Annotated in this window: 24 protein-coding genes; 10 read left to right on the forward strand and 14 right to left on the reverse strand. The window is 67.3% G+C overall.

The window, feature by feature from the left end:
- The first annotated feature begins 133 nt into the window (after positions 1-133).
- Positions 134-1,213 (forward strand): saccharopine dehydrogenase, encoded by a 1,080-nt coding sequence (locus IE00_RS12695; protein WP_072297499.1) that lies wholly within the window; start codon positions 134-136, stop codon positions 1,211-1,213.
- Between the two features lie 50 nt (positions 1,214-1,263).
- Positions 1,264-2,454 carry a PQQ-dependent sugar dehydrogenase gene (locus tag IE00_RS12700; RefSeq protein ID WP_083554359.1) on the forward strand — a complete coding sequence of 397 codons (1,191 nt, stop codon included), beginning with the start codon at positions 1,264-1,266 and terminating at the stop codon, positions 2,452-2,454.
- Here IE00_RS12700 and mutL read toward each other — a convergent pair.
- The 8 genes from mutL to IE00_RS12740 form a co-directional block, all read right to left on the reverse strand.
- A complete protein-coding gene (gene mutL / locus IE00_RS12705) occupies positions 2,451-4,286 on the reverse strand; it encodes a DNA mismatch repair endonuclease MutL (protein ID WP_072297503.1) in 1,836 nt (611 codons plus the stop codon). The two genes, IE00_RS12700 and mutL, sit on opposite strands and share 4 nt — an antisense overlap.
- Positions 4,287-4,361: 75 nt before the next feature.
- Complete coding sequence (locus IE00_RS12710) at positions 4,362-5,669, reverse strand: pitrilysin family protein (RefSeq protein WP_170864146.1); 1,308 nt, start codon at positions 5,667-5,669, stop codon at positions 4,362-4,364.
- Complete coding sequence (locus IE00_RS12715; RefSeq protein ID WP_083554352.1) at positions 5,666-7,084, reverse strand: pitrilysin family protein; 1,419 nt, start codon at positions 7,082-7,084, stop codon at positions 5,666-5,668. The genes IE00_RS12710 and IE00_RS12715 overlap by 4 nt, the downstream gene beginning before the upstream one ends.
- Before the next feature lie 90 nt (positions 7,085-7,174).
- Positions 7,175-8,392, reverse strand: a complete 1,218-nt coding sequence (locus IE00_RS12720; RefSeq protein WP_072297505.1) for a cytochrome P450 — start codon at positions 8,390-8,392, stop codon at positions 7,175-7,177.
- Positions 8,393-8,395: 3 nt separating this feature from the next.
- The gene (locus IE00_RS12725) at positions 8,396-8,917 is read right to left on the reverse strand and encodes a DUF3035 domain-containing protein (protein WP_072297507.1); all 522 of its coding nucleotides are present in this window, start codon (positions 8,915-8,917) and stop codon (positions 8,396-8,398) included.
- A 28-nt stretch (positions 8,918-8,945) separates the two neighbouring features.
- Positions 8,946-9,596, reverse strand: coding sequence for a signal peptidase II (gene lspA, locus IE00_RS12730; RefSeq protein WP_371328443.1), 651 nt, complete (start codon positions 9,594-9,596; stop codon positions 8,946-8,948).
- 35 nt (positions 9,597-9,631) lie between these two features.
- Positions 9,632-11,221, reverse strand: coding sequence for a bifunctional phosphoribosylaminoimidazolecarboxamide formyltransferase/IMP cyclohydrolase (gene purH, locus IE00_RS12735; protein WP_072297513.1), 1,590 nt, complete (start codon positions 11,219-11,221; stop codon positions 9,632-9,634).
- A 69-nt stretch (positions 11,222-11,290) separates the two neighbouring features.
- Complete coding sequence (locus IE00_RS12740; protein ID WP_371328444.1) at positions 11,291-12,562, reverse strand: RsmB/NOP family class I SAM-dependent RNA methyltransferase; 1,272 nt, start codon at positions 12,560-12,562, stop codon at positions 11,291-11,293.
- A gap of 55 nt (positions 12,563-12,617) precedes the next feature.
- On the opposite strand from IE00_RS12740, the gene IE00_RS12745 reads away from it, so the two are divergent.
- The 5 genes from IE00_RS12745 (at position 12,618) to IE00_RS12765 (ending at position 18,730) form a co-directional block, all read left to right on the forward strand.
- Complete coding sequence (locus IE00_RS12745; RefSeq protein WP_072297515.1) at positions 12,618-12,806, forward strand: DUF1674 domain-containing protein; 189 nt, start codon at positions 12,618-12,620, stop codon at positions 12,804-12,806.
- Complete coding sequence (locus IE00_RS12750; protein ID WP_072297517.1) at positions 12,807-14,141, forward strand: amidase; 1,335 nt, start codon at positions 12,807-12,809, stop codon at positions 14,139-14,141. It abuts the gene before it with no gap.
- 103 nt (positions 14,142-14,244) lie between these two features.
- On the forward strand, positions 14,245-15,453 hold the full coding sequence (locus IE00_RS12755; protein WP_072297518.1) for an aminotransferase class I/II-fold pyridoxal phosphate-dependent enzyme: 1,209 nt from the start codon (positions 14,245-14,247) through the stop codon (positions 15,451-15,453).
- A 4-nt stretch (positions 15,454-15,457) separates the two neighbouring features.
- The gene (locus IE00_RS12760) at positions 15,458-18,013 is read left to right on the forward strand and encodes a DNA translocase FtsK (RefSeq protein ID WP_072297519.1); all 2,556 of its coding nucleotides are present in this window, start codon (positions 15,458-15,460) and stop codon (positions 18,011-18,013) included.
- An 18-nt stretch (positions 18,014-18,031) separates the two neighbouring features.
- Positions 18,032-18,730 (forward strand): DUF2268 domain-containing putative Zn-dependent protease, encoded by a 699-nt coding sequence (locus tag IE00_RS12765; RefSeq protein WP_072297520.1) that lies wholly within the window; start codon positions 18,032-18,034, stop codon positions 18,728-18,730.
- 73 nt (positions 18,731-18,803) lie between these two features.
- Here the strand turns inward: IE00_RS12765 and IE00_RS12770 are convergent, their stop codons facing one another.
- From IE00_RS12770 to IE00_RS12785, 4 genes are read right to left on the reverse strand one after another with little or no spacing between them, the layout of a single operon-like run.
- A complete protein-coding gene (locus tag IE00_RS12770; protein WP_072297521.1) occupies positions 18,804-19,421 on the reverse strand; it encodes a rhomboid family intramembrane serine protease in 618 nt (205 codons plus the stop codon).
- A complete protein-coding gene (locus IE00_RS12775) occupies positions 19,414-19,602 on the reverse strand; it encodes a Trm112 family protein (RefSeq protein ID WP_072297523.1) in 189 nt (62 codons plus the stop codon). The genes IE00_RS12770 and IE00_RS12775 overlap by 8 nt, the downstream gene beginning before the upstream one ends.
- Complete coding sequence (locus IE00_RS12780) at positions 19,599-20,225, reverse strand: LON peptidase substrate-binding domain-containing protein (RefSeq protein WP_072297525.1); 627 nt, start codon at positions 20,223-20,225, stop codon at positions 19,599-19,601. Before IE00_RS12780 ends, IE00_RS12775 begins: the two co-directional genes overlap by 4 nt.
- A gap of 3 nt (positions 20,226-20,228) precedes the next feature.
- The gene (locus IE00_RS12785; protein WP_139291427.1) at positions 20,229-21,143 is read right to left on the reverse strand and encodes a tetratricopeptide repeat protein; all 915 of its coding nucleotides are present in this window, start codon (positions 21,141-21,143) and stop codon (positions 20,229-20,231) included.
- Between the two features lie 143 nt (positions 21,144-21,286).
- Between IE00_RS12785 and nhaC the strand changes: the two genes are divergently transcribed.
- A complete protein-coding gene (gene nhaC, locus IE00_RS12790; protein ID WP_072297530.1) occupies positions 21,287-22,789 on the forward strand; it encodes a Na+/H+ antiporter NhaC in 1,503 nt (500 codons plus the stop codon).
- Between the two features lie 36 nt (positions 22,790-22,825).
- Here nhaC and IE00_RS12795 read toward each other — a convergent pair whose 3' ends face one another.
- Positions 22,826-23,611 (reverse strand): exodeoxyribonuclease III, encoded by a 786-nt coding sequence (locus IE00_RS12795; protein WP_072297532.1) that lies wholly within the window; start codon positions 23,609-23,611, stop codon positions 22,826-22,828.
- Positions 23,612-23,739: 128 nt separating this feature from the next.
- Between IE00_RS12795 and IE00_RS12800 the strand changes: the two genes are divergently transcribed.
- Together IE00_RS12800 and IE00_RS12805 are read left to right on the forward strand one after the other, a co-directional pair.
- Positions 23,740-25,056: an MFS transporter gene (locus IE00_RS12800; RefSeq protein WP_072297621.1), complete on the forward strand. Its 1,317-nt coding sequence runs from the start codon at positions 23,740-23,742 to the stop codon at positions 25,054-25,056.
- A gap of 59 nt (positions 25,057-25,115) precedes the next feature.
- Complete coding sequence (locus IE00_RS12805; RefSeq protein ID WP_072297534.1) at positions 25,116-26,090, forward strand: glutathione S-transferase family protein; 975 nt, start codon at positions 25,116-25,118, stop codon at positions 26,088-26,090.
- Between the two features lie 194 nt (positions 26,091-26,284).
- Here IE00_RS12805 and IE00_RS12810 read toward each other — a convergent pair whose 3' ends face one another.
- On the reverse strand, positions 26,285-26,971 hold the full coding sequence (locus IE00_RS12810) for a response regulator transcription factor (RefSeq protein ID WP_072297535.1): 687 nt from the start codon (positions 26,969-26,971) through the stop codon (positions 26,285-26,287).
- Positions 26,972-26,983 lie beyond the last annotated feature (12 nt).

Genomic DNA, 26,983 nt, shown 5'->3' on the forward strand with positions numbered 1-26,983 from the left:
TCCTTCATCGGATGGATTTACGGGGACTGACCAGCAAACCCCTTGGGACCGCGACCGGTTCCAGTGGCTTGCGGGCGTGCGGCATCGTGACCTAACCTTGGCGGCAAGGATACAGGCGATGGGACAAATCCGTATGACACATCTGTGGGTCAGGGCCGAAAGCCGCCCGAACGAAGACCGCACCGGCATCACCCCCGAGGGCGTCGCGCAGCTGATCGCGCAGGGCATGCGCGTCACCGTCGAGGATAGTCCGCGCCGCATCATCCCGACCGATGCCTATGCCCGCGCAGGCGCCGCCATCGCCCCCGAGGGGTCCTGGCATGCCGCCCCGGACGACGCGATCGTCTTCGGCCTGAAGGAACTGCCCGAGGACGGATCGCCCCTGCGCCACCGCCACATCATGTTCGGCCATGCCTTCAAGGGCCAGCCCGCGGGGCAGGTGCTGCTGGACCGGTTCCGGGCCGGGGGCGGGGCGCTCTATGACCTGGAATACCTGACCGACGACGACGGGCGGCGGCTGGCGGCCTTCGGCTATTGGGCCGGCTATGCGGGGGCGGCGGTGGCGCTGAAATGCTGGATCGCGCAAAGGCGGGGCACGGTCTGCGGGCCGGTCGGCGCCTATCCCGACAAGGATCATCTGCTGCAGGAGCTGCGCGCCCAGCTGGATGCCACGCAGACAGCCCGCCCAAGCGCCATCGTCATCGGTGCCAAAGGCCGCGTCGGCAGCGGCGCCTGCGACCTGCTGACGGGGATGGGCATCGGCGTCACGGCCTGGGACATGGCCGAGACCGCATCGGGCGGGCCTTTCCCTCAGATCATGATGCACCAGATCTTCATCAACGCCATCCTGGCCCAGCCCGGCGTGCCGGTCTTCGTGCCCGAAAGCGCCAGGGGGCCGGGGCGCGAATTGCGAGTCATCGGGGATGTGGCCTGCGATCCGACCAGCGACTTTTCCCCCATCAAGGTCTATGACCGCACCACGACCTGGGATCGCCCGGCCCTGCGCGTGGCCGAGGAACCGCCCCTGGACGTGATGGCGATCGACAACCTGCCCTCGATGTTGCCGCGCGAATCGTCGCAGGATTACGCGGCCCAGCTGCTGCCGGTGCTGGCGCGGCTGGACGATATCGGGACGGGCCCTTGGGAACGGGCGCGCGGGATCTTTGACGGGCATATCAACGGGCACATGGTCGCAGGTCAGGAACGGCGCTGAACCGGGCGGCGTTCCTGAGGCAACCCAAGACCGCATCGGAGGAAATGATCATGAACCGCATCGGACGCACGACCACGCTGCTGGCCACGCTGCTGGGGGCCGGCTGTGCCCTGGCCCAGGGCTTCAACGACACGCCACCGAACGGTGCGGCCTATGACCAGTCGCCCGCCTTTGCGGGTCAGACCCGCGCCCCCGCCCTGCTGAGCGACATGCCTCTGCAGCAGACGGTTCTGGCCGCAGGGCTGGAGCATCCTTGGGGTCTGGCGATGCTGCCCGATGGCGCTTGGCTGGTCACCGAACGGCCGGGCCGGATGCGGGTGATCGGCGCGGATGGCGCGATGGGCGATCCGATCGGCGGGCTGCCGCAGGTGGATGCGCGCGATCAGGGCGGGCTGCACGACGTGGCGGTGGCCGACGACTTTGCCCAGACCCGCCGTGTCTGGTGGACCTATGCCGAACCGCGGGGCGAGGGGCGCAATGCCACCGCCGTCGCAACCGGCGTGCTGTCGGATGACGGCGCGCAGATGCAGGATGTGACCCGCATCTGGCAACAGAACCCGGCCTGGGCCTCGACCAAGCATTTCGGCGCGCGGATCGTCCATGACGGGCAGGGGCGCATCCATGTGGGCGTCGGCGAACGATCCAACCCCGAACCACGCCAGCTGGCGCAGGACCCGCAGGCGACCCTGGGCAAGACCATCCGCATCGACGCGATGGATGGCAGCCCGGCAGGGGCGGGCATCGACGGCGCCCTGCCCGAGATCTGGACCATGGGCCACCGCAACATCCAGGGCGCGGCGATGGGTCCCGATGGGCGCATCTGGATGAACGAACACGGTCCGAAGGGAGGGGACGAGTTGAACCTGATCCGTCAGGGCGACAATTACGGCTGGCCGCTGGCCACCTATGGCACCAATTACGACGGCGCGCAGATGGGCCAGACCCAGGTCGAGGGCACCGTTCAGCCGGTCTATTACTGGGACCCGTCGCCCGCGCTCAGCGGGATGGTGTTCTATGACGGCCCGATGTTCCCCGAATGGCAGGGGGACGCCCTGCTGGGCGGGCTGCAATCCGGTTCGGTGATCCGTCTGGACATCGAAGGCGAAAAGGTCACCGGTGAGGCCCGCCATCTGCAAGGCATCGGCCGGGTCCGCGACATCGAGGTGGCAGAGGACGGCGCGATCGTGCTGATCACTGACGAGGATGACGGCCAGCTGATCCGCGTGACCCGCGGCGATTAATCGGAACGCCCGAACAGGCGCTCGATATCGGTCAGGCGCAGCTTGACCCAGGTCGGGCGCCCGTGATTGCACTGGCCTGACCTTGGCGTGCGTTCCATTTCCCGCAGAAGGGCGTTCATTTCATCGGCCGACATGCGGCGGCCCGACCGGATCGACCCGTGGCAGGCCATCGAGGACAGGACCGCGTCGATCCGCGCCCGCAGCCGGTCCGAACTGCCCTGATCGGCCAGATCGTCCAGGATGTCGTTGACCAGCGCCTTGGTGTTCAGCCGCGTCAGCATGGCGGGGGTTTCGCGGATGGCGATGGCCCCGCCCCCGAAGGCCTCGATCACCAGGCCCAGTTCCGCCAGGTCATCCGCGACCGACAGGATGCGGGCGGCATCGGGCTCGGGCAGGTCGACGATGTCGGGGATCAGCATGGCCTGCGCGGGAATGGCGCAGGTCCCGGCCTGCGCCTTCAGCCGCTCATAGACCAGCCGCTCATGGGCCGCATGCTGATCGACCAGGATCATCCCGTCCTCGGTCTGGGCGATGATATAGTTTTCGTGGATCTGCGCGCGGGCGGCGCCCAGGGGTGCGCTGACCGGCGTGTCGTCATGGACGGGTTCGTAACGCGCCGAAGGCCCTTCGGCAAAGCCCGCGTCCAGAACGGGCGCCTGCATGTCCAACCCCGCGCGGATCGCCGCGCCTGACGGCCTGTCCGCACGCCATGCCTGATGGTCGTGGTGCGGGGCGGGCATGGCGGAGGGGGCCGGTTCGGGGCGGAAGGCCCGAAGGGTCGCGTCGCCCACGGTGGATGAGGCCCGGTGCCCGGCATGGGCCAGCGCATGGCGCAGGGCGCTGACGACCAGACCGCGCGCGGCCTGCGGGTCGCGAAAGCGCACCTCGGCCTTGGCGGGGTGGACGTTCACGTCGACCAGCTGCGGGTCGCAGGCCAGATACAGCACCGCCGCCGGATGCCGCCCCGGCGCCAGCACGTCCACGTACCCCGCCTTCAGCGCCCCGGTCAGCAGCTTGTCCCGGACGGGCCGGCCATTCACGTAGACATGCTGGGCCACCGCCGCGCCGCGCGAGAATGTCGGCAGGGCGGCAAAGCCCGTCAGGGTCAGCCCGTCGCGTTCGGCATCGACCGGCAGGGTGTTGTCGATGAAATCGGCCCCCATCACCCGCGACAGGCGGGTCTGCAGCGCCCCGAACAGTTCGCCCTGTTCGGCATCGGCACGAAAGATGTCGCGGCCATCGGCGGTCAGGTGGAAGGCGACGTAGGGTTCGGCCATCGCCAGACGGCGGACCACGTCGGCCACGGCCTGCGCCTCGGCCCGGTCGGTGCGCAGGAATTTCAGCCGCGCGGGCGTGGCAAAGAACAGGTCGCGCAGTTCGACGACGGTGCCCCGGTTCGCGGCGGCGGGACGCGGGGGCGTGATCCGCCCGCCCGCGACGGCGATGACCGCGCCCTCGGACCCGTCGCTGCGCGAGGTGATGGTCAGCCGCCCCACCGCCCCAAGCGAGGGCAGCGCCTCGCCCCGAAAGCCGAAGCTGGTGATGGCCAGCAGGTCGGTGCCGTCGATCTTGCTGGTCGCATGGCGCGACAGGGCCAGCGGCAGGTCGTCGGGCGTCATGCCCCAGCCATCGTCGGTGACGCGGATCAGGCGCTTGCCGCCTTGCTCGATCTCGATGGTGATGCGGGTGGCGCCTGCGTCCAGCGCGTTTTCCACCAGCTCCTTGACGGCGGAGGCGGGACGTTCCACGACCTCGCCCGCCGCGATGCGGTTGGCGGTGGTCTCGTCCAGCTGACGGATCGTCGGGCGCGTATGGGGGCTTGGGGCGTTCATCGGCGCGAAACTAGCACCGGGGGGGCATCGCCGCCAGAGGGTCGCCGCGCCCCGGCAAGGGCGCGGCGCAGGACATCAATCGGTGGATTCGACGCCTTCGGGGCGACCGACCAGCACAAAGCGCAGCTGCGCGGGGTCCAGCAGACGCTTGGACACGCGGGCCACGTCCTCGGCGGTGACGGCCTCGACCTTGTCGTTGCGGGTGTTGATATAATCGATCGGGAAACCGATCAGCTGCATCCCCGCCAGGATCGCGGCGATGCGCCCGTTCCCGTCAAAGCGCAGCGGGTATTCCCCGGTCAGATAGGTCTTGGCGTCGGTCAGTTCCTTTTGGGTCACGCCTTCGGCCATGCCGGCCCATTCCTGCCGGATCAGGTCCACGGCCTGGCCGGTGGTGTCATTGCCACCCGCCATGCCGCCCTGCCAGGACTGGCCGAACAGGCCCGTCGCCAAGGCCGTGCCGACGCCATAGGTCAGGCCGCGCTTCTCGCGCACCTCGGTCATCAGGCGCGAACTGAAGCCGCCGCCGCCCAGGATGTGATTGGCCACGAAGGCCGCGAAGTAATCGGGATCGTCGATGGCGATGCCCGGCCCCGCAAAGGACACCACCGTCTGCGGGCTGTCCCAATCGATGACGGTCGTCCCGCCGGTCAGCTGCAGTTCCGCCTTGTCGGGCAGGGGCGCGGTCGCGGCTTCGGGCAGGCCGCCCAGGATGCGGTCCAGAAGCGGCCCCAGCTCCTCGGGCGAGATGTCGCCTGCCGCACCCACCACCACGCGGTCGCGGGCCAGGATGCGGTTCTTGGCCGCGACCAGATCCTGGCGGGTCAGCTTGGCGACGCTCTCCTCGGTGCCGTTCAGGGACGTGGCATAGGGGTGGTCGCCCCAGGCCTGACGCGCCAGTTCCTTGGCGGCGATGCTGTTGGGGTCGGTCGCCTCGGACCGGATGACGGCCTGGACCTGCGCGCGGACGCGCTGGACGGCGCTATCGTCAAAGCGTGGCTGGGTCAGCGCCAGGGCCAGCAGATCCGCCGCCTCGTCGCGGTTCTCCGACAGGGCGCGAAAGCCGACGCTCAGCGTGTCGTCATCGGCATCAAAGGAAATCCGCGCCCCCAGATCCTCGACCGCCTGGGCGAACTGGGTGCTGTCGCGCTTGCCCGCGCCTTCTTCCAGCAGGGCGGTCATCAGGTTGATGGCGCCGCGCTTTTCCGGCGCATCCATGCTGGCGCCGCCCTTGAACTGGATATCCAGCGCGACAAAGGGGATGCTGTCATCCTGGACCAGCCAGGCCTTGATCCCCTTGGGCGAGGTGACGTCCTGGATCTCGATCGCATGGGCGGGCAGGGCCAGCAGCGTCAGGACGGTGGCGATTGCGGCACGGATCATCCTTGCACCTCGGCTTTTGCAGGTTCGGGGTCGGATTTCGGAGGTGCGGCCTTGGCGGCGGGTTCGGCAGGCGGTTCGGGCGTCAGCCAGCCGGTGACGCCACCCCCGTCGGCCAACACGTCGCGGGCCGCGTCCATCACGTCATCGGCGGTGACGGCGGCCAGGATGTCGGGCCAGTCGTTCACGTCCTCGACGCTCAGCCCGGTGGCCAGGCCCTGCCCGTAATCATAGGCGCGGGCATGGGCGCTGTCCTGGGCATAGACCTGCGTGGCCCGGATGCGCGTCTTGACGCGTTCCAGATCGCCGGGATCGACGCCGTCCTTCAGGAATTTGGCGATCACCTCGTCCAAGGCGGCTTCGGCCTTGGCGGGCTCGGTGCCTTGCGGGGGCACCAGCGACAGGGTGAATTCGGTCGGGTCCAGCGACAGCCCGTCATAGGAGGCCCCGGCCCACAGCGCCTTGCCCGTCAGCATCAGCTCTCGGGCCAGCACGGATGTCTGGGGCGAACCGCCCAGCAGATCGGCCAGCACCGTCAGCGCCGCCGCCCGTTCCTGGTCGCCGGGATTGCGTTCGGTCGCCAGCACGCTGCGGGTCATGCGGGGCTGGGCCACGCGCGGGTCCGACATGCTGATGCGGCGCGCCGTCTGCTTGGGCGGTTCCTGGGGGCGGATACGGGGTTCGGCCTCGCCCTTGGCGGGGATGGGGCCATAGTTTTCCTCGGCCAGGCGACGGGCCTCTTCGGGGGTGACGTCGCCCGCGATGACCAGGATCGCCTCGTTCGGGGAATAATGCGTGTCGTACCAGTCGATGGCATCCTGGCGGGTCAGGTCGGCGATCTCGTTCCGCCACCCGATGATCGGGCGTCCGTAAGGGTGGTTGTCATAGACGATGGCGTTCATCTCCTCGGCGAAAAGCGCGGCCGGGTCGCTGTCGACCCGCTGCGCGCGTTCGGCCAGCACGACCTGCCGTTCCGCCATCCAGTCGTCATCCGAGATCTTCAGGTTCGCCATCCGGTCGGCCTCCATCTCCATCACTAGGGGCAGGCGATCGCTGGCGATGCGCTGGAAATAGGCGGTGTAGTCCCAGCTGGTGAAGGCATTGTCGCTGCCGCCATTGGCGGTCACGGTCTTGGACAATTCGCCCGGGGCCAGCTTGTCGGTGCCCTTGAACATCAGATGTTCCAGGTAATGGGCGATGCCGGACTTGCCCGGCACCTCGTCGGCGGCTCCGATCCTGTACCAGACCATCTGCACCACGACCGGGGCGCGGTCATCCTGGATGACGACGGTTTCCAGGCCGTTGGGAAGGGTAAAATGGGTCACGTCCTGGGGCATCTGGGCCAAGGCGGACAAGGCGGAACCCAGCACCAATGCCGAGGACAGCATCAGGGTGGGACGAATGGTCGGGCGACGCATGGGCTGTGCAACCTCCTCTTGCTGCTTGGAAACTTGGACCGGAGAGGATGGCTGCACAAGAGACCCTCGCGGGATTGTGCGGGGTCGGCCCTATCGGTCCAGAACCAGCGGCAGGCAGGTCGGGCCATGCGCCTGCAGGCCGGATTTCCACCGCACCGGCCCGTCCAGCGCCAGGGCGGGCGCGCGGTCCAGAAGGGCGGTGAACAGGATTTCCATGTTCAGCCGCGCCAGGTTGTTGCCCAGGCAGACATGCGGACCGGCGCCAAAGGCCAGATGCACGTTCGGACGCCGCGTGATGTCCAGCCGATGGGCGTCGGCAAAGGCCGCCGAATCGCGGTTCGCGCTGGCGTAAAGCAGCCCGAACTTCGTCCCCTTGGGCCAGTCCTGTCCACAGATCGTCAGGTCCTGGGATGCAAAGCGGTGAAAGAAGGGCAGGGGGGCGGCAAAGCGGAACATTTCTTGCACGGCCAAGGGCATCAGCGACGGATCGGCGCGCAGCAGGGCCAGTTGGTCCGGATGGGTCAACAGCGCGTGCAGCCCGCTGCCCATCACGTCGATGGTCGATCCGTGGCCCGCATGCAGGATCTGCATGATCGTGGCGATCACCTCGTCATGGGTCATCAGCCCGGCCTGTTCCGTCTGGATCATCTGCGACATCAGGTCGTCGCGGGGCGCGGCGCTGCGGGCGGCGTGCAGATCCTCCAGCAGTTCGGCGAACAGGCGGGTCGATTCCTCGGCGCGGGCCTTTTTGGCCGCCGTCCGGTCGATGTCGAAATAGCTGACGACATCTTCGGACCAGAGGGTCATCTGCGGGGCCAGTTCGGGGGCCGTGCCGATCAGGTGCCCGATGACCTGACCGGGCAGATGGGCCGCCAGATCGGCGATAAAGTCGATGCGGCCCCGCGCGATCAGCCGGTCCAGCGCCCGGTCGACCCAATCCGTGACAAAGCCGCGCAGGCTTTCCAGCCGCGTCTTGGTGAAGAACGGAAAGACCGCGCGGCGCAGCTTGTCATGGGCGGGGCCGTCGATCTCCAGCATGGATGTCTGCACGAAGCGTTCGTGGAACGGCATGTCGTGGAAATTCGCGGCGATCTGGATGCGGCGCAGTTCCCGGGCGTCGGCAAAGGCCGCGGCGCCCCGCACCATCCGGCGGTCCAGGGCGATGGCGCGGACATCCTCCATCCGGCTGGCCAGATATCCGCCGAAACTGTCCCAATGGGGCAGGCCGGGCCTGTCGCGCAGCGCGGCATAGGCGGGCCAGGGATCGGCCCCGAAACCGGGGGCCGAAGGGTCGAAGACCGCCGCCAAGACCTATTGGTCCCTAGGCGCCGGAGAGGTCGAGGTGATCGCGCCAGCCCGCTGCCAGCGCAGCTGTTCATCGGTCCCGTCCAGTGCCATCGGCGCATAGGCGCGCTGATAGACCGAGGTGCCGAAGACGCGTTCCAGCAGGCGCCGGCCGTTCCGGGACCGCCATCTGGCATCTTCGGTCGCCAGCGTCTGGCGGATGGCCGGATCGGTGCCGGTGCGCGTGGCTTGGGCCACCAGCGCCTGGTCGGCCGCGCCGATGCCCTGGTCGCGCAGGCGGTCGGGATTGCCGCCCAGGGCCGCCACCGCGTCGCCCTGCGGGTTCGGATCGGTGATGTTGGCCCCCCCCGGCGTCGGCGCGGGCAGCACCGCCAGATCGGGCGGCATCGACAGCGACCGCGTCGGCAGGATCGAGAATTCGTCCGGTCCCGCCTGTCCGGCCTTGAGGTTGTTCAGCCGTGGTTCGCCCGAACAGGCCCCCAGGGCCGTCACAGCCGCCATTCCGATCATCAGCGCGATTGTCCGCATGTCCTGCCCCTTCGTCCTTTGGGCCGTTCTAGCCCGATTTTCCATCGCCGTCACGCGTGCTGTCGCGCGGGGTGCCGTCCCTGAACAGGTCGCCCTGCCTGTGCTGGGCCGGGGCCGGCTTGACGGTCTTTGGTGCGGTTTTCGGTTTCGCCGCGGGCCTTGCCACCGGCTTGGCGGCATCGGCGGGCTTTTGCGGCATCAGCACCAGGCCGATGGCGCCCGCAAAGATGGCGATGTCGGCGACGTTGAAGCTGTAGGGGTTCTGCCATCCCGGCAACGACATGTTCAGGAAGTCGGCCACAGCGCCATAAAGGATGCGGTCGACCACGTTCCCCAGGGCCCCCCCGATCAGGAACCCTGCCGAGATCCTGGCGATGCGCCCGAAATTGCCACGCCAGACCCAGATCCAGACCCAGATGCAGATCGCCACCGCGATGCCCACCAGGATCCAACGCATCAGGAACTGTTCGGAGGACATCAGGCCGAAATTCACGCCCTGGTTCCAGGCCATGCGCAGGTTCAGCCAAGGCGGCAACACGTCGATGGACCGTTTGACGTCCAGCTGCATCATGTGGACGACCAGGTATTTCAGCGCCTGGTCCAGCACGAAGATGGCACCCGCGACCCAGGCGACCAGCCGCATGTCGCCGCGCGGCAGGGGTTTCCCCCTGCCGCGCATGGACCCGGCCCCGCCCGTCTTGGAAGGGCCGCCCATCAGTGACGGAAGTGGCGCTGGCCGGTCAGCACCATGGCCAGACCAAGGCGGTTGGCGGCGGCGATGACCTCGTCGTCGCGCATCGATCCGCCCGGCTGGATGACGGCGCGGGCGCCGGCCTCGGCCAGGGCTTCGATGCCGTCGGCGAAGGGGAAGAAGGCGTCGGAGGCCACGGCGGACCCGATGGTCAGGGGCTGGGACAGGCCCATCGCCTGGGCCATGTCCTCGGATTTGCGGCGGCCGATGCGGGTGCTGTCGACGCGGCTCATCTGACCCGCGCCGATGCCGACGGTGGCCATGTCCTTGGCATAGACGATGGCGTTCGACTTGACGTGCTTGGCGACGTTCCAGGCGAACAGCAGATCGGCCAGTTCATCCTCGGAGGGCTGGCGTTCGCTGACGATCGTCAGGTCGTCGCGGGTGATGCGGCCGTTGTCGCGGCCCTGCACCAGGAAACCGCCCGCGACCTGGCGGAAGGTGGTGGCCGCCGCCGTCACGTCGGGCAGACCGCCGGTGGTCAGCAGGCGCAGGTTCTTCTTGGCGGCGAAGATGCGCTTGGCATCCTCGTCGGCATCGGGGGCGATGACGACCTCGGTGAAGATCTTGACGATTTCTTCCGCCGTCGCGCCGTCCAGCGGCTGGTTCAGCGCGATGATGCCGCCGAAGGCCGAGGTGCGGTCGCAGTCGAAGGCCCGCTTGTAGGCCTCGAGCGCCGTCTTGCCGCGCGCCACGCCGCAGGGGTTGGCGTGCTTGATGATGGCGCAGGCGGGGCCCTGGGCCGGGTCGAATTCGGCCACCAGTTCAAAGGCCGCGTCGGTGTCGTTGATGTTATTGTAGGACAGTTCCTTGCCCTGATGCTGGGTCGCGGTGGCGACACCGGGGCGGGATTCGTCGTTGCGATAGAAGGCGGCCTGCTGATGCGGGTTTTCGCCATAGCGCAGCCCTTGGGCCAGCGTGCCAGCAAAGGCGCGGCGGCGCGGCTGGTCCATCCCGATGGCGCCGGCCATCCAGGTGCTGACGGCCGCGTCATAGGCGGCGGTGCGGGCATAGGCGATCTGGGCCTGGCGCTGGCGGAATTCCAGCGTGGTCGCGCCGTCATTGTCGTTCAGTTCGGCCAGCAGGGCGTCGTAATCCTGCACGTCGACGATGACGTTGACGAAACCGTGGTTCTTGGCGCCCGCACGGATCATGGCGGGGCCGCCGATGTCGATATTCTCGATGCAGTCGTCGTAATCGCCGCCCTTGGCGACGGTTTCCTCGAACGGATAGAGGTTCACGACCAGCAGGTCGATCGGACCGATGCCATGGGCCTCCATCGCGGCCAGATGTTCGTCATTGTCGCGCAGCGCCAGCAGCCCGCCGTGAACGACCGGGTGCAGCGTCTTGACGCGGCCATCCATCATTTCGGGGAAACCGGTCACATCGGCCACGTCGATGACGGTCAGCCCCGCCTCGCGCATGGCCTTGGCGCTGCCGCCGGTGGACAGGATCTCGACGCCCCGGGCGTCGAGCGCCCGTGCAAAATCGATCAGGCCGGTCTTGTCGGATACCGAGATCAGGGCGCGTTTCAGGGCGACGGGACGGGTCATGTGGGCCTCGTTTATCTGGTCAGGCGTCAGTTACCCCTGCTGGGCCCCAAGGTCCAGCAGGGATCGGGATCAGGCGGGCTTTCGCAGGCAGGCCATGTAAAAGCCGTCCATGCCGCCCAGATCTGCCCAGTAATCGGGCCGCAGGCGCAAGCCGCCTTCGGGCGTGATCCAGGCCGGGTCGATGCCGTCCAGGACCGGGCGTTCGACCATCAGGCCGGGATGGCGCAGCAGCGCTTCGTCGATCTGGACCTCGCCCTCGTCGGGGATCAGCGAACAGGTGGCATAGACCAGCCGCCCGCCGGGGCGCAGCAGGCTCAGGGCGTGATCCAGCATCGCGGCCTGCAATTCGATCAGTTCGGCCACGCCATAGCCGTCGCGGACAAAGGGCATGTCGGGGTGGCGGCGGATGGTGCCCGTGGCCGAACAGGGCGCATCCAGCAGAACCGCGTCCAAAGGCGCGTCGGGGCGCCATTCCAGCGCGTCGGCGGCGACGATGGTGGCGGTCAGCCCGCAGCGGGACAGGTTCTCGGACACGCGCTTCAGGCGGTGTTCGCTGATGTCAATGGCGATGACATCCGCGCCGGTCGCAGCCAGCTGCATGGTCTTGCCGCCGGGGGCCGCGCAAAGATCGGCCACGCGTTCGCCGGGGCGCGCATCCAGCATGCGCGCGGGCAGGGCGGCGGCGGCGTCCTGGACCCACCAGTCGCCCGCATCAAAGCCCGGCAGCGCCGAAACCTGGACCGGCCCCTGCATGCGCAGCGATCCGGTGGGCAGCAGGACGCCGCCCTCGATCGGGGCGACGCCCGGCTTCAGCGTCAGGTCGATGGGCGCGCCCTGCTGATGGGCGGCCTCCATCGCGGTCATGGCGGCATCGTCATAGGCGTCCAGCAGCGGCTCGCGCAGCCATTCGGGCAATTCCTGGGGCGGCAGATCGGCCCATCCATCAAAGCCCGAGGCCTTGCGCAGCACCGCGTTGACCATCCCCGCCGCCGCCTGACCGCGTTGGCCAAGCGTGCGGGTCAGATCGACCGCGGCGCCGACGACGCCATGGGCGGGGGCGCCCAGCTCCAGCATCTCGACCACGGCAAGGCGCAGCACGTCGGCCACCTGCGGGGGCGGGGTGCGGTTCACGAAAGCCTCGATCACGCGATCGGCACGGCCCTGGTGGCGCAGCGTTTCTGCCGCCAGCCGCGCCGCGCGGGCCTGGTCTGCCACGGGCAGCGCACGCAGCGCCCCCGACTGGTCGGACAGGGAACGGCCCTCGCGCACCCCCTGGATCAATCGCAATGCGCCCTTTCGCGCCATATCGCCGCCCGGCTTTGCCAAAACGCTTTCCTTCACCTAGATGTTGTTCAAGACTGAACGCGACCCATACGCCCATTCGGGGGATGTTTCCATGAGTGATACGACCAACCCAGACCGCGACGACCTGCCGCCCGCCGCCCTGCGCGCCCTGGCCGAGGCCGAGGCCCGCCGCAAGGCCGCCAAGGACCAGGAACTGCCCGTCGAATATGGCGGTCGCGACGGCCCCGAGGCCGTGCGTTTCGGCGATTACGAAAAGAACGGCATCGCGGTGGATTTCTGAATGGAGTGGCGTTTCCAGTCCGCCACCCAGCAGGGCCGCGCGATTCTTGCGGGCCTTCTTGACCCCATCGACCAGACCGAGGCCTATCTGGCCGCCGCCAAGGACCATCCGGACTGCGCGCGCATCTATGCCCGCCTGACGCCCGCGCGCGCGCGGTCCGAGGCCGTCGCCGCCCATGATCGCGCGAAACAGGAACGCCGCCACAGCCTGCTGGACGGGGTGGCGATCAGCTGGAAGGACAATATCGACAGCGGCGGCACCGTGACCGAGGCGGGGTCCAAGCTGCTGGAAGGCCGCGTGCCCCGCAAGGATGGCAACATCCTGGCCCGCGCCGCCCGTCGCGGCACCGTCTGCCTTGGCAAGACCCACATGACCGAACTGGCCTTTTCGGGGCTGGGGTTGAACCCCGTCACCGCGACGCCGCCCAATGCGCTGGACCCGGACCTTGCGCCGGGCGGGTCGTCCTCGGGGGCGGCGGTGTCGGTGGCCCTGGGGCTGGCGGCGGCGGCGATCGGCACCGATACGGGCGGTTCGGTCCGCGTGCCGGCCGCGTGGAACGGGCTGGTAGGCTTCAAGCCGACTCATGGCGCGCTGCCGGAAAAGGGCATCGTGCCGCTGGCGCGCAAGTTCGACATTCCCGGCCCCATCGCCCGCACGGTCGAAGACTGCGCCGAGCTGTTCGCCATCATGGCCGACCAGCCCGCACCGGATTTGCAGGATGCGTCGGTCCGCGGGCTGCGGCTGATGGTGCTGGAGGGGTTGCCCTTCGACGATGCCGAATCCGGCGTGGTCACCGCCTTTCAGGACGCGGTCGATCGGCTGGCGCGGGCCGGGGCACAGATCGCCCATGTCTCGACCGATTGGCTGGACAAGGCGATGGCCCTGTCCCCGCAGGTCTTCGCCCCCGAGGCCTATGGCATCTGGCGCGCGCAGATCGAGGATGCACCCGAACTGATGTGGGCGCCGATCCTGGAACGTTTTCGCGGGGGCGCCGATGTCAGCGGTCCCGATTACGTCGCCGCCTGGGAAAGCCTGACCCGGATCCGCCGCAAGTGGATCAAGGAGGTGGTGGGCGGTTACGACGCCGTGCTGGTCCCGACCGTGCCGATCCTGCCCCCCGTCACGCATCGCCTGATGGAGGATCAGGCCGAATTCGTCCGCGCCAACCTGCTGACGCTGCGCAACACCCGCATCGCGAACCTGCTGGGCCTTCCTTCGGTCACCCTGCCGACGGGATTGCCGGCCTGCGGGATCTCGCTGATGGGGCATGCGGGGCTGGACCGGCATCTGCTGCGGGTCGCGGCGGGGGCCGAAACCGCGCTGGGCGTGGCCTGAGGCGACGGGCCGCGACAATCGGGTGTTTCGCTGGACGCAAGACGGTGTTCACGCTAATGTTTCTGCCAAGGAACGGGGCGCAGACCCCGAAAGCGAGGCAGAGATGACATTCCCCCAGCGGTTCGCGAACCTGCCGGAATACGCGTTCCCGCGGCTGCGGGCGCTGTTGTCCGACATTCAACCGGGGCTTGCGCCGGGCGAATCCCCCATGGTCCTGACCATCGGCGAACCCCGCCACCCCATGCCCGATTTCGTCGGGCCGGTGATGGCCGACAGCATCGCGCAATTCGCCAAATACCCCCCGAACGAAGGCGCCCCCGAACTGCTGGCCGCCATCGCGGGCTGGTTGCAGCGCCGTCATGCCCTGGACGTGACGCCGGACCGGCTGATGGTGCTGAACGGCACGCGCGAAGGGCTGTTCAATGCGGCGCTGGCACTGTGTCCGGAAAACAAGAACGGCCAGCGGCCCGCGATCCTGGTGCCCAATCCGTTCTATCAGGTCTATGCCGTGGCCGCGGCGGCGGTGAATGCCGATCCGGTCTTTCTGCCCGCCACGCCCGAAACCGGCAACCTGCCCGATTACGCCGCGCTGGACCCCGATCTGCTGGACCGCGTGGCCATCGCCTATCTGTGTTCGCCCGCCAACCCGCAGGGCGCGATGGCAGATCGCGACTATCTGGAGCGGCTGGTCGCGCTGGCCGAACGCCATGATTTCCTGATCTTCTCGGATGAGTGCTACTCCGAGATCTATCGCGACACGCCGCCGCCCGGCGCGCTGGCCGTCGCCACGCAGATGGGCCTGCCCGACCGGGTGGTGATGTTCAATTCGCTGTCCAAGCGGTCGAACCTGCCGGGGCTGCGGTCCGGTTTCGCCGCCGGGGGCCGCGCGCAGATCGCGAAGATGCGTCAGCTGCGCAGTTTCGCGGGCGCGCCGCTGCCTTTGCCGGTGCAGCGCGTGTCGCAGGCGGCCTGGTCCGACGATGCGCATGCGGATGCGAACCGCGCGCTTTATCAGGTGAAATACCGGATCGCCGACCGGATCTTCGGCAACATTCCCGGATACCTGCCCATCGATGGCGGGTTCTTCCTGTGGCTGCCCGTCGAGGACGGCGAGGCTGCCGCGCGCAAGCTGTGGGAACAGGCAGGCATCCAGGTGCTGCCCGGTGCCTATCTCTCGCGCGCAGTGGATGGCAACAATCCGGGGCGCGGGTTCATCCGCGTGGCGCTGGTCGCGGATGCGGACCAGACCGAAACGGCACTGACGCGGCTGCGCGCGGTGATTTATGATGACATGACCGACGCGAGGGGATGAGCAGATGGCAAGTTGGCAGGCGAAACACCGCGATCCGCTGTTCGACCAGACCACCCAGGCGGCCCTTGAACGGCGCGGCAAGGAATTGCTGGGCGCTGGCCTGATCCTGCTGGCGCTGCTGGTGGGCATGATGCTGGGCAGTTGGTCGGCGGACGATCCCAGCTTCCTGTCGGCGACCGATGCGCCCGCGCAGAACATGCTGGGCAGCTTTGGTGCATACATCGCCGCACCCCTGATGATGATCGCGGGCTATGGGTCGTGGATGCTGGTGACCGCCGCCGCCGTCTGGGGCTTGCGCCTGATGCTGCACAAGGGCGAGGAACGCCTGATGCGCGGCATCTTCACGCCCATCGCCGTGGCGCTGGTGTCGATCTATTGCAGCACGCTGACGCCGGGTCCCGAATGGCAGCAGAATTACGGCATGGGCGGCCATTTCGGCGACATGATCATGGGCGCGTTCCTGAACCTGTTGCCGATGAAGGCACAGCTGGGCATCCGCCTGGCCGCGCTGATCGTCGCGGTGGCCACGGTCAGTGCCGGGGCCTTCGTCCTGGGCTTCAGCAAGGCCGAGCTGACGGCCCTGAAGACGCGCTTCTTCCGCGGCCTTGCCACGGCGCTGCATGTGACAATGCGGGCGGTCGATGCGGGCGGGGCGCTGGTCCAGCGCCTGCGCAAGCCCCGCGCCCCTGACGACCGTCAGTCCCGCGTCGAACCAAGCCCCGCCCGTGCGCGTCCTGCCCCCCAGCCCTTCCAGCTGGAGGAGGAGATGCCCGAGCCCGAGCTGATCGAGCGTGATTCCGATTACGAGGGCGATGCCCCCACCGACGAGGAGGTGCGCGGCCGCATCAGCGACGCGATCCGCAGCCATGCGGCCAAATCCTCGGTCCTGAAGGCGGTGACATCGAAGCTGGCGCGCGACGGCGTGCCCGCGCCCGCGCCTGCCGAGGATGCGCCGATGCGCCTGGACGCGCCCGCGCCCAAGGTCATGCCCAAGGCAACGCCCAAGCCCGCGGCCCCGCGCGCCATGCCGGATGTCGAGGAGGACGCGAACGGCTACGAACGTCCGCCCTTGGACCTGCTGTCGCTGCCCGACGAGGCTGATCAGGCCCCCATCTCGGAAGAGATGCTGATGGAAAACGCCCGCGCGCTGGAGGCGGTGCTGGACGATTACGGCGTAAAGGGCCAGATCACCGAGGTCCGCCCCGGCCCCGTCGTCACGCTTTACGAGCTGGAACCCGCGCCGGGCCTGAAGGCCAGCCGGGTGATCGGGCTGGCCGATGACATCGCGCGGTCCATGTCCGCCCTGTCGGCGCGGGTCAGCACCGTGCCCGGTCGCAGCGTCATCGGGATCGAATTGCCCAACGCCAGGCGTGAAAAGGTCGCTTTCCGCGAAATCCTGGCCAGCCGCGCCTTCAGCGATGGCAAGCAACCGCTGCCCCTGGCGCTGGGCAAGGATATCGGCGGCGATCCGATCGTGGCCAACCTGGCCAAGATGCCCCACCTGCTGATCGCCGGGACCACCGGGTCGGGCAAGTCGGTGGCCATCAACACGATGATCCTCAGCCTGCTCTACAAGCTGACGCCGGATGAATGCCGGCTGATCATGATCGACCCCAAGATGCTGGAACTGTCGGTCTATGACGGCATCCCGCATCTGCTGTCCCCGGTCGTCACCGACCCAAAGAAGGCGGTCGTCGCCCTGAAATGGGTCGTGGGCGAAATGGAGGACCGCTATCGCAAGATGTCCAAGATGGGCGTGCGCAACATCGAAGGGTATAACGGCCGCGTGGCCGAGGCCCTGTCCAAGGGCGAAATGTTCAAGCGCACCGTCCAGACCGGTTTCGACGAGGATACCGGCGACGCCATCTGGGAGACCGAGGAATTCCAGCCCGAGGCCTTCCCCTATATCGTCGTGGTCGTCGACGAGATGGCCGACCTGATGATGGTCGCGGGCAAGGAGATCGAGGCCTGCATCCAGCGCCTGGCGCAGATGGCGCGGGCATCGGGCATCCACCTGATCATGGCGACGCAGCGCCCATCCGTCGATGTCATCACCGGTACGATCAAGGCGAACTTCCCGACGCGCGTCAGCTTCCAGGTGACCTCGAAGATCGACAGCCGCACCATCCTGGGCGAGCAGGGGGCCGAGCAGCTGCTGGGTCAGGGCGACATGCTGTATATGGGCAACGGCGCGCGCATCACCCGCATCCACGGTCCCTTCGTTTCCGACGAGGAGGTCGAGGAGATCGTGAACCACCTGAAATCCTTCGGTCCTCCCAGCTATAAATCCGGCGTGGTCGAAGGCCCCGAGGATGACAAGGCCGACAATATCGACGCGGTTCTGGGTCTGGGTGGCGGCGACAATGGCGACGACGCGCTTTACGACCAGGCCGTGATGATCGTGGCCAAGGATCGCAAATGCTCGACCAGCTATATCCAGCGCAAGCTGGCGATCGGCTACAACAAGGCCGCGCGTCTTGTCGAACAGATGGAAGACCAGGGCGTCGTGTCCCCGGCCAACCATGTCGGCAAGCGCGAGGTTCTGGTGCCCGAAGTCTGAGGCACCGTCAGGAACGACATGACATTCTGGACCATGCATTTTCTGAACGCGCGTCATGCGGTGACGCGCCACATGGCCGATATCCGCGCCGCGGCAAAGCAGGCCGTGGCCCTGGCCGGCGGTCATGCCGATCTGCCGGATTTCGACCTGGTGATCCGGGTCCTGCCGGGGGGCGGAATGCCCGATTGGGGCGTGGCGGGCCATGCGCCGTCGCCGGGCATCATCGAGCTGACGCTGAACCCCGACCGCTTTTCCGAAAGCCACCTGATGCGCACGCTGGTTCATGAACTGCATCACCTGATGCGGTGGGACGGCCCCGGCTATGGCAAGTCGTTGGGGGCGGCCCTGGTCAGCGAAGGGTTGGCGGGGCATTTCGTGTTGCAGGTTCTGGGCGGCCAGCCCGACCCATGGGATGCGGTGCGTCCGGCATCGGGCGTCGCGCGGCAGGCGATGAACGAATGGGCACGGCTGGATTACGACCACGCGCGCTGGTTCCTGGGCAAGGGCGATCTGCGCAAATGGACCGGTTATGGCCTGGGCCACAGGCTGATCGCCGAGCATCTGGCGGCCGCGCCCCTGGATGATGCGGCGACGCTGGCCCACACACCCGCCGACGCGTTCCGGCCCGTGATGCGCCGCCTGCTGGCTGCCGAGGGCGAGGGCGAAGCGGAGATGCCGGAAGCCGAGGATGCGGGCAAGGACGCCGGCGAGACCTGATTGCGCCCCGCCCAAGCCGGGGGCTTTGCGCCCCCGGACCCCCGCAGGGTATTGGTGCAAAGGAGAAGCCCGGTCAGGACCTGCGCATGCCCAGGGCAAGGCCGATGATCAAGCCTGCCGCGGCGCCGCCCAGATGGGCCTGCCACGCGATCGAGGGCATCATCACCGTCAGGGCGACGTTCAGCAGCAGGATCAGCCCCACGGACCGGAAAAGCGGCGTCAGGGCCTTGCGGCGGCGCGTCAGGTTGATGGCGGCATAGCCGACCAGCGCGCCCGCAAGACCGAAGACCGCGCCCGACGCACCGATCATCGGGCCCGCCTGCGGCTGCATCACGGCGAACAGCAGCGCCGCCGCGATCTGGCTGACCAGATAGGTCAGGGCCATCGCCCCCGGTCCGATCATGCGGGTCAGTTCGCGCGCGATGGCGGCCAGCGACACCATGTTCATCGCCACATGCAGCAGGCCGCCATGCAGCAGGCCATAGGTCAGGAACATCGCCACGCCCTGACCGGGATAGAGGCCGACCCCCTGCATCAGCAGCGGCGACCAGAAGGCCCCCAGCATGAAGGTGGCCGGGCGCAGCGCCGGATAGCCCGCCAGATCGGCGACGCTCAGGATCCCTTCGGCCAACAGACAGACCAGGATCAGCGCCCGCACCCACAGGGGCAGGCGGCGTTCGCGGTCAATCATCGGCGCGGATCTGGCGCGCCTCGTCGATCAGCATGATCGGGATGCCGGCGCGGATCGGAAAGGCCAGGCCGGCGGCCGAGGAGACCAGTTCCTGCTTGTCGGCATCGTAATGCAGCGTGGTGTGGGTCACCGGGCAGACCAGCGCCTCGAGCATGTGGCGGTCATGGGCGGGTTCGGTCATTGCAGTCGTTCCTCGGGTTCGTCGCCGCGCAGGGCGAATTCGATCAGGCCGACCAGCAATTCGCGGCGATCGACCAATGTGGGGGATTCCAGCAAGGCCTGCTTGTCACCATGGGACAGTGGCAGCATCATCGACAGGGAATTGATCAACATCTCGTCCTCGGCCTGGGCGGCGGCGTCCCAATCGGTCGAGAGGTCCCGGCTTTCCATATAGCGCGCCAGCAGGTCGAACAGCGCCTTGCGGTCCATCGCGGGATCATGTTCCGGCTTGCCCCGGTCGCGCGCGAACGAGGACCAGTCCACCTTTGCCTGAAGATAGGGGGCAAAGCTGTCCTGCACGTCCAGAAGCCGGAACCGCGATATGGCCCCCAGAGAGATCATCATCCGCCCATCGTCGTTTTCGTTGAACGACACGATGCGTCCGGCGCATCCGATGGCCGAAAGCCCGTCCGCCTCGGGCTGGACCATGCCGATCAGGCGGTGGCCGGTCTTCAGCGTATCCTCGATCATCTGCAGATAGCGGGGTTCGAAGATATGCAGCGGCAGGCGCGCGCGGGGCATCAGCACCGCCCCCGACAGGGGAAACAGCGCGATGCGTTCGGGCAGGTCCAGACGCAATGCCATGGATCAGGCGAAGATCATCGAGGACAGGCGGCGCCGGCCCTTTTGTGCCAGCGGGTCCTTGCCGGGCAGGCTGTCGAAGATGGTGATCAGCTGGGCCTTGGCCGCGCCCTCGTTCCAGTCGCGATCCAGGCGGAAGCTCTCCAGCAGGATGTCGATCGCCTGTTCGACCTGTCCGGCGGCATGCAGCGCGCGGGCCAGTTCCAGCCGGGCCTGCTGATCGGTCGGATCGGCATCGACGCGCGCCTGCAGGTCGTCCAGCGGACCCGCGCTTTCGGCCTGCTGGGCCAGTTGCAGCTGGGCGCGGGCGGCCTCGACGGGGTTCGACCCGGCGATGGCGGGGGGGACCTGCGTCAGGGTGGCGGCAGCGGCGGCATGGTCGCCGGCGGCCAGATGGGCACGGATCAAGCCGCCCCAAGCTTCGGCACTGTCGGGCATCTCGCCGATGATGGCGGTGAAGGTCTCGATGGCGTCGGCGGCTTCGTTGTCGAGGATCATCTGTTCGGCCGCGGCGATGGCATCGGCCAGGCCGCCGTCATCGCCGCCCATCTCGGCCAGCTTGTCGACGAATTGCTTGATCTGGCTTTGCGGCAGCGCGCCTTGGAAGGCGTCGACCGGCTGACCCTTGAAGAAGGCATAGACGGTCGGCAGCGACTGGATCTGCAGCTGGCCCAGAATGGCCTGGTTTTCGTCGGCATTGACCTTGGCCATGCGCACCCGGCCCTTGTGACGGGCGACCTCGGATTCCAGCATCGGGCCCAGGGTCTTGCACGGACCGCACCAGGGTGCCCAGAAATCGACGATGACCGGCACCTCCATCGAGGCCTCGACGACCTCTTTCATGAAGTCGGCCTGCGACACGTCCTTGATAAATTCGTCCGTCTTGGGTGCGTTGCCCGCACCATCGAAAAGCATTGTCATCTTGTCCCCGGATCATTCGGTTCGCATGGTCCCGCCCAATATGGGGGGTGAAGGCGTTGAACAAAAGGGCGGATTGCGCGTTACCGCCGCATCACGCCCTCACGGGCATGTGACGACAACGTTGAGAGAGAATGGGGAACCGGATGAGCGAAACCACAGAAACGACGCGGGACCTGCCGCCGCTGCACCTGGCCTTGCTGCCCATCGTGCTGACGCTGGGGCTGCTGGCGATCCAGCTTTTTTACTATGGCGATTTCACACCGCATATCCCGCTGGTGCTGGGGCTTGCGATCACCGGTCTGCTGGGCGTGCTGCGCGGTCAGAAATGGTTGGATATCCGCGAGGGGGTCTTTCACGTCATCCACGTGTCCATGCCGTCGCTGTCGGTGCTGATCGTCGTGGGGATGATCATCGGGGTCTGGATCGCATCCGGAACGGTTCCGACGCTGATCTATTACGGGCTGACGCTGCTGAACCCGCAGATCTTCCTGGCGGCGGCGATGATCCTGTGTGCGGTGGTGTCGCTGTCGCTGGGGACCAGCTGGGGCACGGTCGGGACCATCGGCGTTGCGCTGATGGGGATCGGCGCGGGCTTCGGCATCCCGCCCTATTGGACCGCGGGGGCGATCGTGTCGGGCGCCTTCTTCGGCGACAAGGTCTCGCCCCTGTCGGACACGACGAACCTGGCCCCGGCGGTGACGGGGGTCAACATCTTCGACCACATCAAGAACATGCTGCCGACCACGGTGCCCGCCATGCTGATCGCGCTGACGGTCTATCTGGTGGCCGGCTATGCGCTGATCACCCCGGCCGCGACCAGCTTCGAACGGATCGATGCCATCACCGACACCTTGTCGGCGCAGTTCACGCTGGGCATCATTCCCCTGATCCCGGCGCTGGTCGTGATCGTTCTGGCCATCGCCAAGCGTCCGCCGCTGCCGTCGCTGTTCACCGGTGTGCTGCTGGGGGCCGTCGTCGCGATCTTCTGGCAGGGCGCGGGGCTGCATGACGTCTTCAGCTATGCGCAGTCGGGCTATGCCATCGAGACCGGGGTCGAGGATATCGACAGCCTGCTGAACGCGGGCGGCATCCAGTCGATGATGTGGACCATCTCGCTGATGCTGATCGCGCTGGGCTTTGGCGGTGCGCTGGAACGCACCGGGTGCCTCGAATCGATCATCAACGCCATCATCAGCCGTGTCAAAAGCTTCTCGGCGGTTCAGAGCAGCGCCATCGCGACCGCCTTCGCCACCAACGTCGTGGCGGGCGATCCCTATATCTCGATCGCGCTGCCGGGGCGGATGTATGCGCCGCTGTACCGCGGCATGGGCTATTCGACGCTGAACCTGTCGCGTGCCGTCGAGGAGGGCGGGACGATGATGTCGCCGCTGATCCCGTGGAATGCGGGCGGTGCCTTCGTCATCACGGCCCTGTCGTTGAACATCATGGGCGGCGATTTGACGAACCTGCTCTATATCCCGCTGGCCTTCGCCTGCTGGACCGCGCCGCTGATCGGCATCCTTTATGCGCTGACGGGCTGGTTCTCGCCCCGCGCGACCGAGGATGAGCGCCGTGACTGGGACCGCCAGGACGAGGATATCCTGGACCTGGACGGTCACGCGCTGGGCGACGAAAGCTCGGCCTGATCCCGAAGCCGCCCCCTTGCAGGGGCGGCTTTTCCTTTACAGGTCGAAGCGGGCCATGACCGGAACGTGGTCGCTGGGCTTTTCCCAGCCCCGCAGCGGACGCAGCACCCGGCTGCCATGGGCCGCCTGCGCGATGTCGCGCGTCGCCCAGATATGGTCCAGGCGCCGCCCCTTGTCGGCACCGTCCCAATCCTTCGCGCGATAGCTCCACCACGAATAGAGCAGACCTTCGGGGATGTCCTGCCGGGTCACGTCCACCCAATCGCCCGCCTCCTGGGCGGTCAGCAGATGGTCGACCTCGATCGGCGTGTGGCTGACGACCTTCAGCAGCTGCTTGTGCGACCAGACGTCATCCTCGCGCGGGGCGATGTTGAAATCGCCGACCATGATGGATTTCGTGGGGCGGTCGGCGTGGAAGACGTCGCGCATCTCGGTCAGGAAATCCAGCTTCTGGCCGAATTTCTCGTTCACCTCGCGATCGGCGATGTCGCCGCCGGCGGGGATGTACATGTTGTGGATGGTGACGCCGTTTTCCATCCGCGCGGCGACATGGCGGGCATGGCCCAGCTGTGCGTAATCGCGGTCGCCCGCATCGGTGATGGGCAGGCGCGACAGGATCGCCACGCCGTTATAGCCCTTCTGCCCGCGCGCGACCATGTGATGGTATCCAAGCGCGCGGAACTGTTCGACCGGGATCAGGTCGACGGGCGACTTGCATTCCTGCAGGCACAGCACGTCGGGGCCTTCCTCGGCCAGAAAGCGGGCGACCAGCCCCTCGCGCAGGCGGACCGAGTTGATGTTCCAGGTGGCGATGGTGAACATGGCGGCACTCCTTGGCGGGTTTCGCGCGGACCCTAGCGGCGGGTCTTCGGCCTGTCGAGGTCAAGGCTTGCCATGTGCGCCGCCCGCGCTATGCAAGGGTGACGCAGGATGTATCGGGGGACATCACCATGAAACTGACCATCGACGAGGCCTTGACCCGCGGCGGCACCGGGCTTTTCCAATGGCGGCTCTTGTGCATCTTCGGGCTGGTCTGGGCGGCGGATGCGATGCAGGTCATCGCGGTGGGCTTTGCCTGGCCCTCGATCGCCACGACCTTTGGGCTGGACCGTGTCACGGCGCTGAACATCGGGACGGTCTTCTTCCTGGGCATGTTCGTGGGCGCCTTCGCCTTCGGGCGGCTGGCCGACCGGGTGGGGCGCAAATGGGTGCTGATCGCCACCGTCGCGATGGATGCGGTCTTTGGGCTGGCCTCGGTCATGGCGGGGGATTTCACGCTGCTGCTGGTGCTGCGTTTCCTGACGGGCGTGGCGGTGGGCGGCACGCTGCCCGTCGATTACGCGATGATGGCCGAATTCCTGCCGCCACGGTCGCGGGGCCGCTGGCTGGTCTGGCTGGAGGGTTTCTGGGCGGTGGGCACCATCGTCGTGGCCCTGACCGCATGGGCCGCCGCCAGCATGGGCGCCGAGGCACCGTGGCGCTGGATCTTCTTCGTGGCGGCGCTGCCTGCGCTGATCGGCTTCGGCCTGCGCTTCTGGGTGCCCGAATCGCCGATGTACCTGGTCCGCAAGGGCCGCCAGGCCGAGGCGCGCACCGTCATCAACCGCATCCTGCACATCAACGGCGCATCGCCCCTGCCGCCCGACGCGCATCTTCAGGCGGCCCATGTGCCGTCGGGCGTCGCCACCTCGATCTTCTCGGAACCGCTGCGCCGTTCCACGATCGGCGTGATGGCCGTGTGGTTTCTGGTGTCGCTGTCCTATTACGGCGTCTTCATCTGGGTGCCGGGGCAGCTGGCCAGCGAAGGCTTCGGCTTCGTGCGCGGCTATGGCTTCCTGGTGATCCTGGCCCTGGCGCAGATCCCCGGATACGCGCTGGCCGCGTGGGGGGTCGAGGCTCTGGGCCGGCGTCCGACCCTTGCGGGTTTCCTGCTGCTCAGCGCGGCGGGCTGTTTCCTGTTCACCATGGCCAGCGGCACCGCCATGGTCGCCACCGCGCTGATCCTGATGAGCTTTGCGCTGCTGGGGACCTGGGGCGCGCTTTACGCCTTCACGCCCGAACTTTATCCGACCCATCTGCGCGGCACGGGCATGGGCACGGCCAGCGCGGTCGCGCGGCTTGGCGGCATCCTGGCGCCCAGCCTGCTGGCCGTGGTCTTCACCCGCAGCTTCACCCTGGCCATCGGCATCTTTGCCCTGCTGCTGGTGCTGGCGGCGGCGGCGCTGATGCTGATCCGCACCGAAACCCGCGACCGCGCCATCGGCTGATCGCCGGAACGGATCGGCCTGCCATCCGTTGGCGCAACGGATCACGAAAGGAATGAAAGATGGGCCAGCTGGTGAACGGGGTCTGGAAGGACCAATGGTACGATACCGACAGCAATGGCGGTGAATTCAAGCGCGACGCCGCCAAGTTCCGCGATTGGGTGACGGCGGATGGCAGTCCCGGCCCCTCGGGGCAGGGCGGGCATCAGGCCGAAAGCGGGCGCTATCATCTCTATGTCAGCCATGCCTGCCCTTGGGCGCATCGCACGATGATCTTCCGCGCCATCAAGGGGCTGGAGGACCATATCGACATTTCCGTCGTCCACCCCGAGATGCTGTCCGAGGGCTGGGAATTCCGCACCGATTTCGAAGGCGCGACGGGCGACCGCCAGTTCGGGCTGGATTACCTGCGCCAGGTCTATCTGAAGGTCCAGCCCGACATGACCGGGCGCGTCACGGTCCCCGTGCTGTGGGATCGCCAGACCGGCAGCATCGTGTCGAATGAAAGCGCCGACATCATCCGCATGTTCAATTCCGCCTTTGACGGCATCACCGGCAATCACGACGATTACTATCCGGCCGATCTGCGCGACCGGATCGACCAGGTGAACGACCGGGTCTATGACACGGTCAACAACGGCGTCTACAAGGCGGGCTTCGCCACATCCCAGCAGGCCTATGACAAGGCGGTGGGGCCGCTTTTCGACAGCCTCGACTGGATCGAGGGGCTGCTTTCGGAAAACCGCTATCTGGCAGGCGACCGCCTGACCGAGGCCGATTGGCGGCTGCTGACGACGGTCTTCCGCTTTGACGGGGTCTATCACACCCACTTCAAATGCAACCGCCGCCGCATCGGCGATTACCCCAATCTGTGGGCTTGGGCGCGCGAGCTGTATCAACGGCCCGGCGTGGCCGGAACCGTCCATCCCGACCATTTCATGCGGCACTATTACTACAGCCACGACATGATCAATCCGCACCGGATCGTCCCCGTCGGACCTGATGCCGATTGGAACGAACCCCACGGGCGGGGCTGAAAAAAAAGGCCCGGTGCAAGGCACCGGGCAGTCCAACAGGGAGGGAGGGTGTGGCCGCATCCACCGGCCACTGGGCTTCATGGGTTCAACGTCGAAATCCCGACCGGGTTCCCGCCCTGATTGCATTGGCGGAAAGCTGCCGATGGGCAGGCGGAACCGTTGGAAAGGCCCGCCGAAGCGGGCCTTTCGTCGTCTTATGCAACCAGTCGATAGCCGCCCGATTCCGTCACCAGCAGACGCGCCGCCGAGGGGTCCGGCTCGATCTTCTGGCGCAGCCGATAGATGTGGGTTTCCAGCGTGTGCGTGGTGACGCCGGCATTATATCCCCAGACCTCGTGCAGCAGCACGTCGCGCGGCACGACGCCGTCCTGGGCACGATACAGGAACTTGAGGATGTTGGTTTCCTTTTCGGTCAGGCGGATCTTGCGGTCCTTCTGATCGATCAGCATCTTCATCGCTGGCTTGAACGTGTACGGCCCCAACTGGAAGATCGCGTCCTCGGACTGTTCATGCGTGCGCAGCTGGGCGCGCAGGCGGGCCAGCAGGACGGGGAACTTGAACGGCTTGGTGACATAGTCGTTGGCACCCGCGTCCAGACCCAGAATCGTGTCGGCATCGGTGTCATGGCCGGTCAGCATCACGATGGGGCATTTGACGTTCAGCTTGCGCAGCTTCTTGCACAATTCGCGCCCGTCGGTGTCGGGCAGGCCGACATCCAGCACCACCAGATCGAAGATGGCGTTTTTCGTGGCCTCGACGGCTTCGGCACCGGTTCCGGCCTCGGTCACGTCGAAATCATCGGTGGCCACCAGCTGTTCGGCCAGGGCTTCGCGCAGGTCTTCTTCGTCATCCACCAGCAGGATTTTTTTAAGTCCGGGCATGTTGCCTCCTAT

The organism is Paracoccus sp. SM22M-07 (assembly GCF_001887735.1).
Taxonomy (GTDB): domain Bacteria; phylum Pseudomonadota; class Alphaproteobacteria; order Rhodobacterales; family Rhodobacteraceae; genus Paracoccus.

Coding starts and splice junctions, on each gene's coding strand:
- IE00_RS12710 (WP_170864146.1), bottom strand. CDS start 5,669: ATGATCCGTGCCGCAATCGCCACCGTCCTGACGCTGCTGGCCCTGCCC.
- IE00_RS12750 (WP_072297517.1), top strand. CDS start 12,807: ATGGAGTGGCGTTTCCAGTCCGCCACCCAGCAGGGCCGCGCGATTCTT.
- IE00_RS12695 (WP_072297499.1), top strand. CDS start 134: ATGACACATCTGTGGGTCAGGGCCGAAAGCCGCCCGAACGAAGACCGC.
- IE00_RS12810 (WP_072297535.1), bottom strand. CDS start 26,971: ATGCCCGGACTTAAAAAAATCCTGCTGGTGGATGACGAAGAAGACCTG.
- IE00_RS12775 (WP_072297523.1), bottom strand. CDS start 19,602: ATGACCGAACCCGCCCATGACCGCCACATGCTCGAGGCGCTGGTCTGC.
- IE00_RS12715 (WP_083554352.1), bottom strand. CDS start 7,084: ATGCGTCGCCCGACCATTCGTCCCACCCTGATGCTGTCCTCGGCATTG.
- IE00_RS12760 (WP_072297519.1), top strand. CDS start 15,458: ATGGCAAGTTGGCAGGCGAAACACCGCGATCCGCTGTTCGACCAGACC.
- IE00_RS12745 (WP_072297515.1), top strand. CDS start 12,618: ATGAGTGATACGACCAACCCAGACCGCGACGACCTGCCGCCCGCCGCC.
- IE00_RS12795 (WP_072297532.1), bottom strand. CDS start 23,611: ATGTTCACCATCGCCACCTGGAACATCAACTCGGTCCGCCTGCGCGAG.
- IE00_RS12800 (WP_072297621.1), top strand. CDS start 23,740: ATGAAACTGACCATCGACGAGGCCTTGACCCGCGGCGGCACCGGGCTT.
- IE00_RS12785 (WP_139291427.1), bottom strand. CDS start 21,143: ATGACAATGCTTTTCGATGGTGCGGGCAACGCACCCAAGACGGACGAA.
- IE00_RS12765 (WP_072297520.1), top strand. CDS start 18,032: ATGACATTCTGGACCATGCATTTTCTGAACGCGCGTCATGCGGTGACG.
- IE00_RS12700 (WP_083554359.1), top strand. CDS start 1,264: ATGAACCGCATCGGACGCACGACCACGCTGCTGGCCACGCTGCTGGGG.
- IE00_RS12755 (WP_072297518.1), top strand. CDS start 14,245: ATGACATTCCCCCAGCGGTTCGCGAACCTGCCGGAATACGCGTTCCCG.
- IE00_RS12725 (WP_072297507.1), bottom strand. CDS start 8,917: ATGCGGACAATCGCGCTGATGATCGGAATGGCGGCTGTGACGGCCCTG.
- IE00_RS12805 (WP_072297534.1), top strand. CDS start 25,116: ATGGGCCAGCTGGTGAACGGGGTCTGGAAGGACCAATGGTACGATACC.
- mutL (WP_072297503.1), bottom strand. CDS start 4,286: ATGAACGCCCCAAGCCCCCATACGCGCCCGACGATCCGTCAGCTGGAC.
- purH (WP_072297513.1), bottom strand. CDS start 11,221: ATGACCCGTCCCGTCGCCCTGAAACGCGCCCTGATCTCGGTATCCGAC.
- IE00_RS12770 (WP_072297521.1), bottom strand. CDS start 19,421: ATGATTGACCGCGAACGCCGCCTGCCCCTGTGGGTGCGGGCGCTGATC.
- nhaC (WP_072297530.1), top strand. CDS start 21,287: ATGAGCGAAACCACAGAAACGACGCGGGACCTGCCGCCGCTGCACCTG.
- IE00_RS12780 (WP_072297525.1), bottom strand. CDS start 20,225: ATGGCATTGCGTCTGGACCTGCCCGAACGCATCGCGCTGTTTCCCCTG.
- lspA (WP_371328443.1), bottom strand. CDS start 9,596: ATGCGCGGCAGGGGGAAACCCCTGCCGCGCGGCGACATGCGGCTGGTC.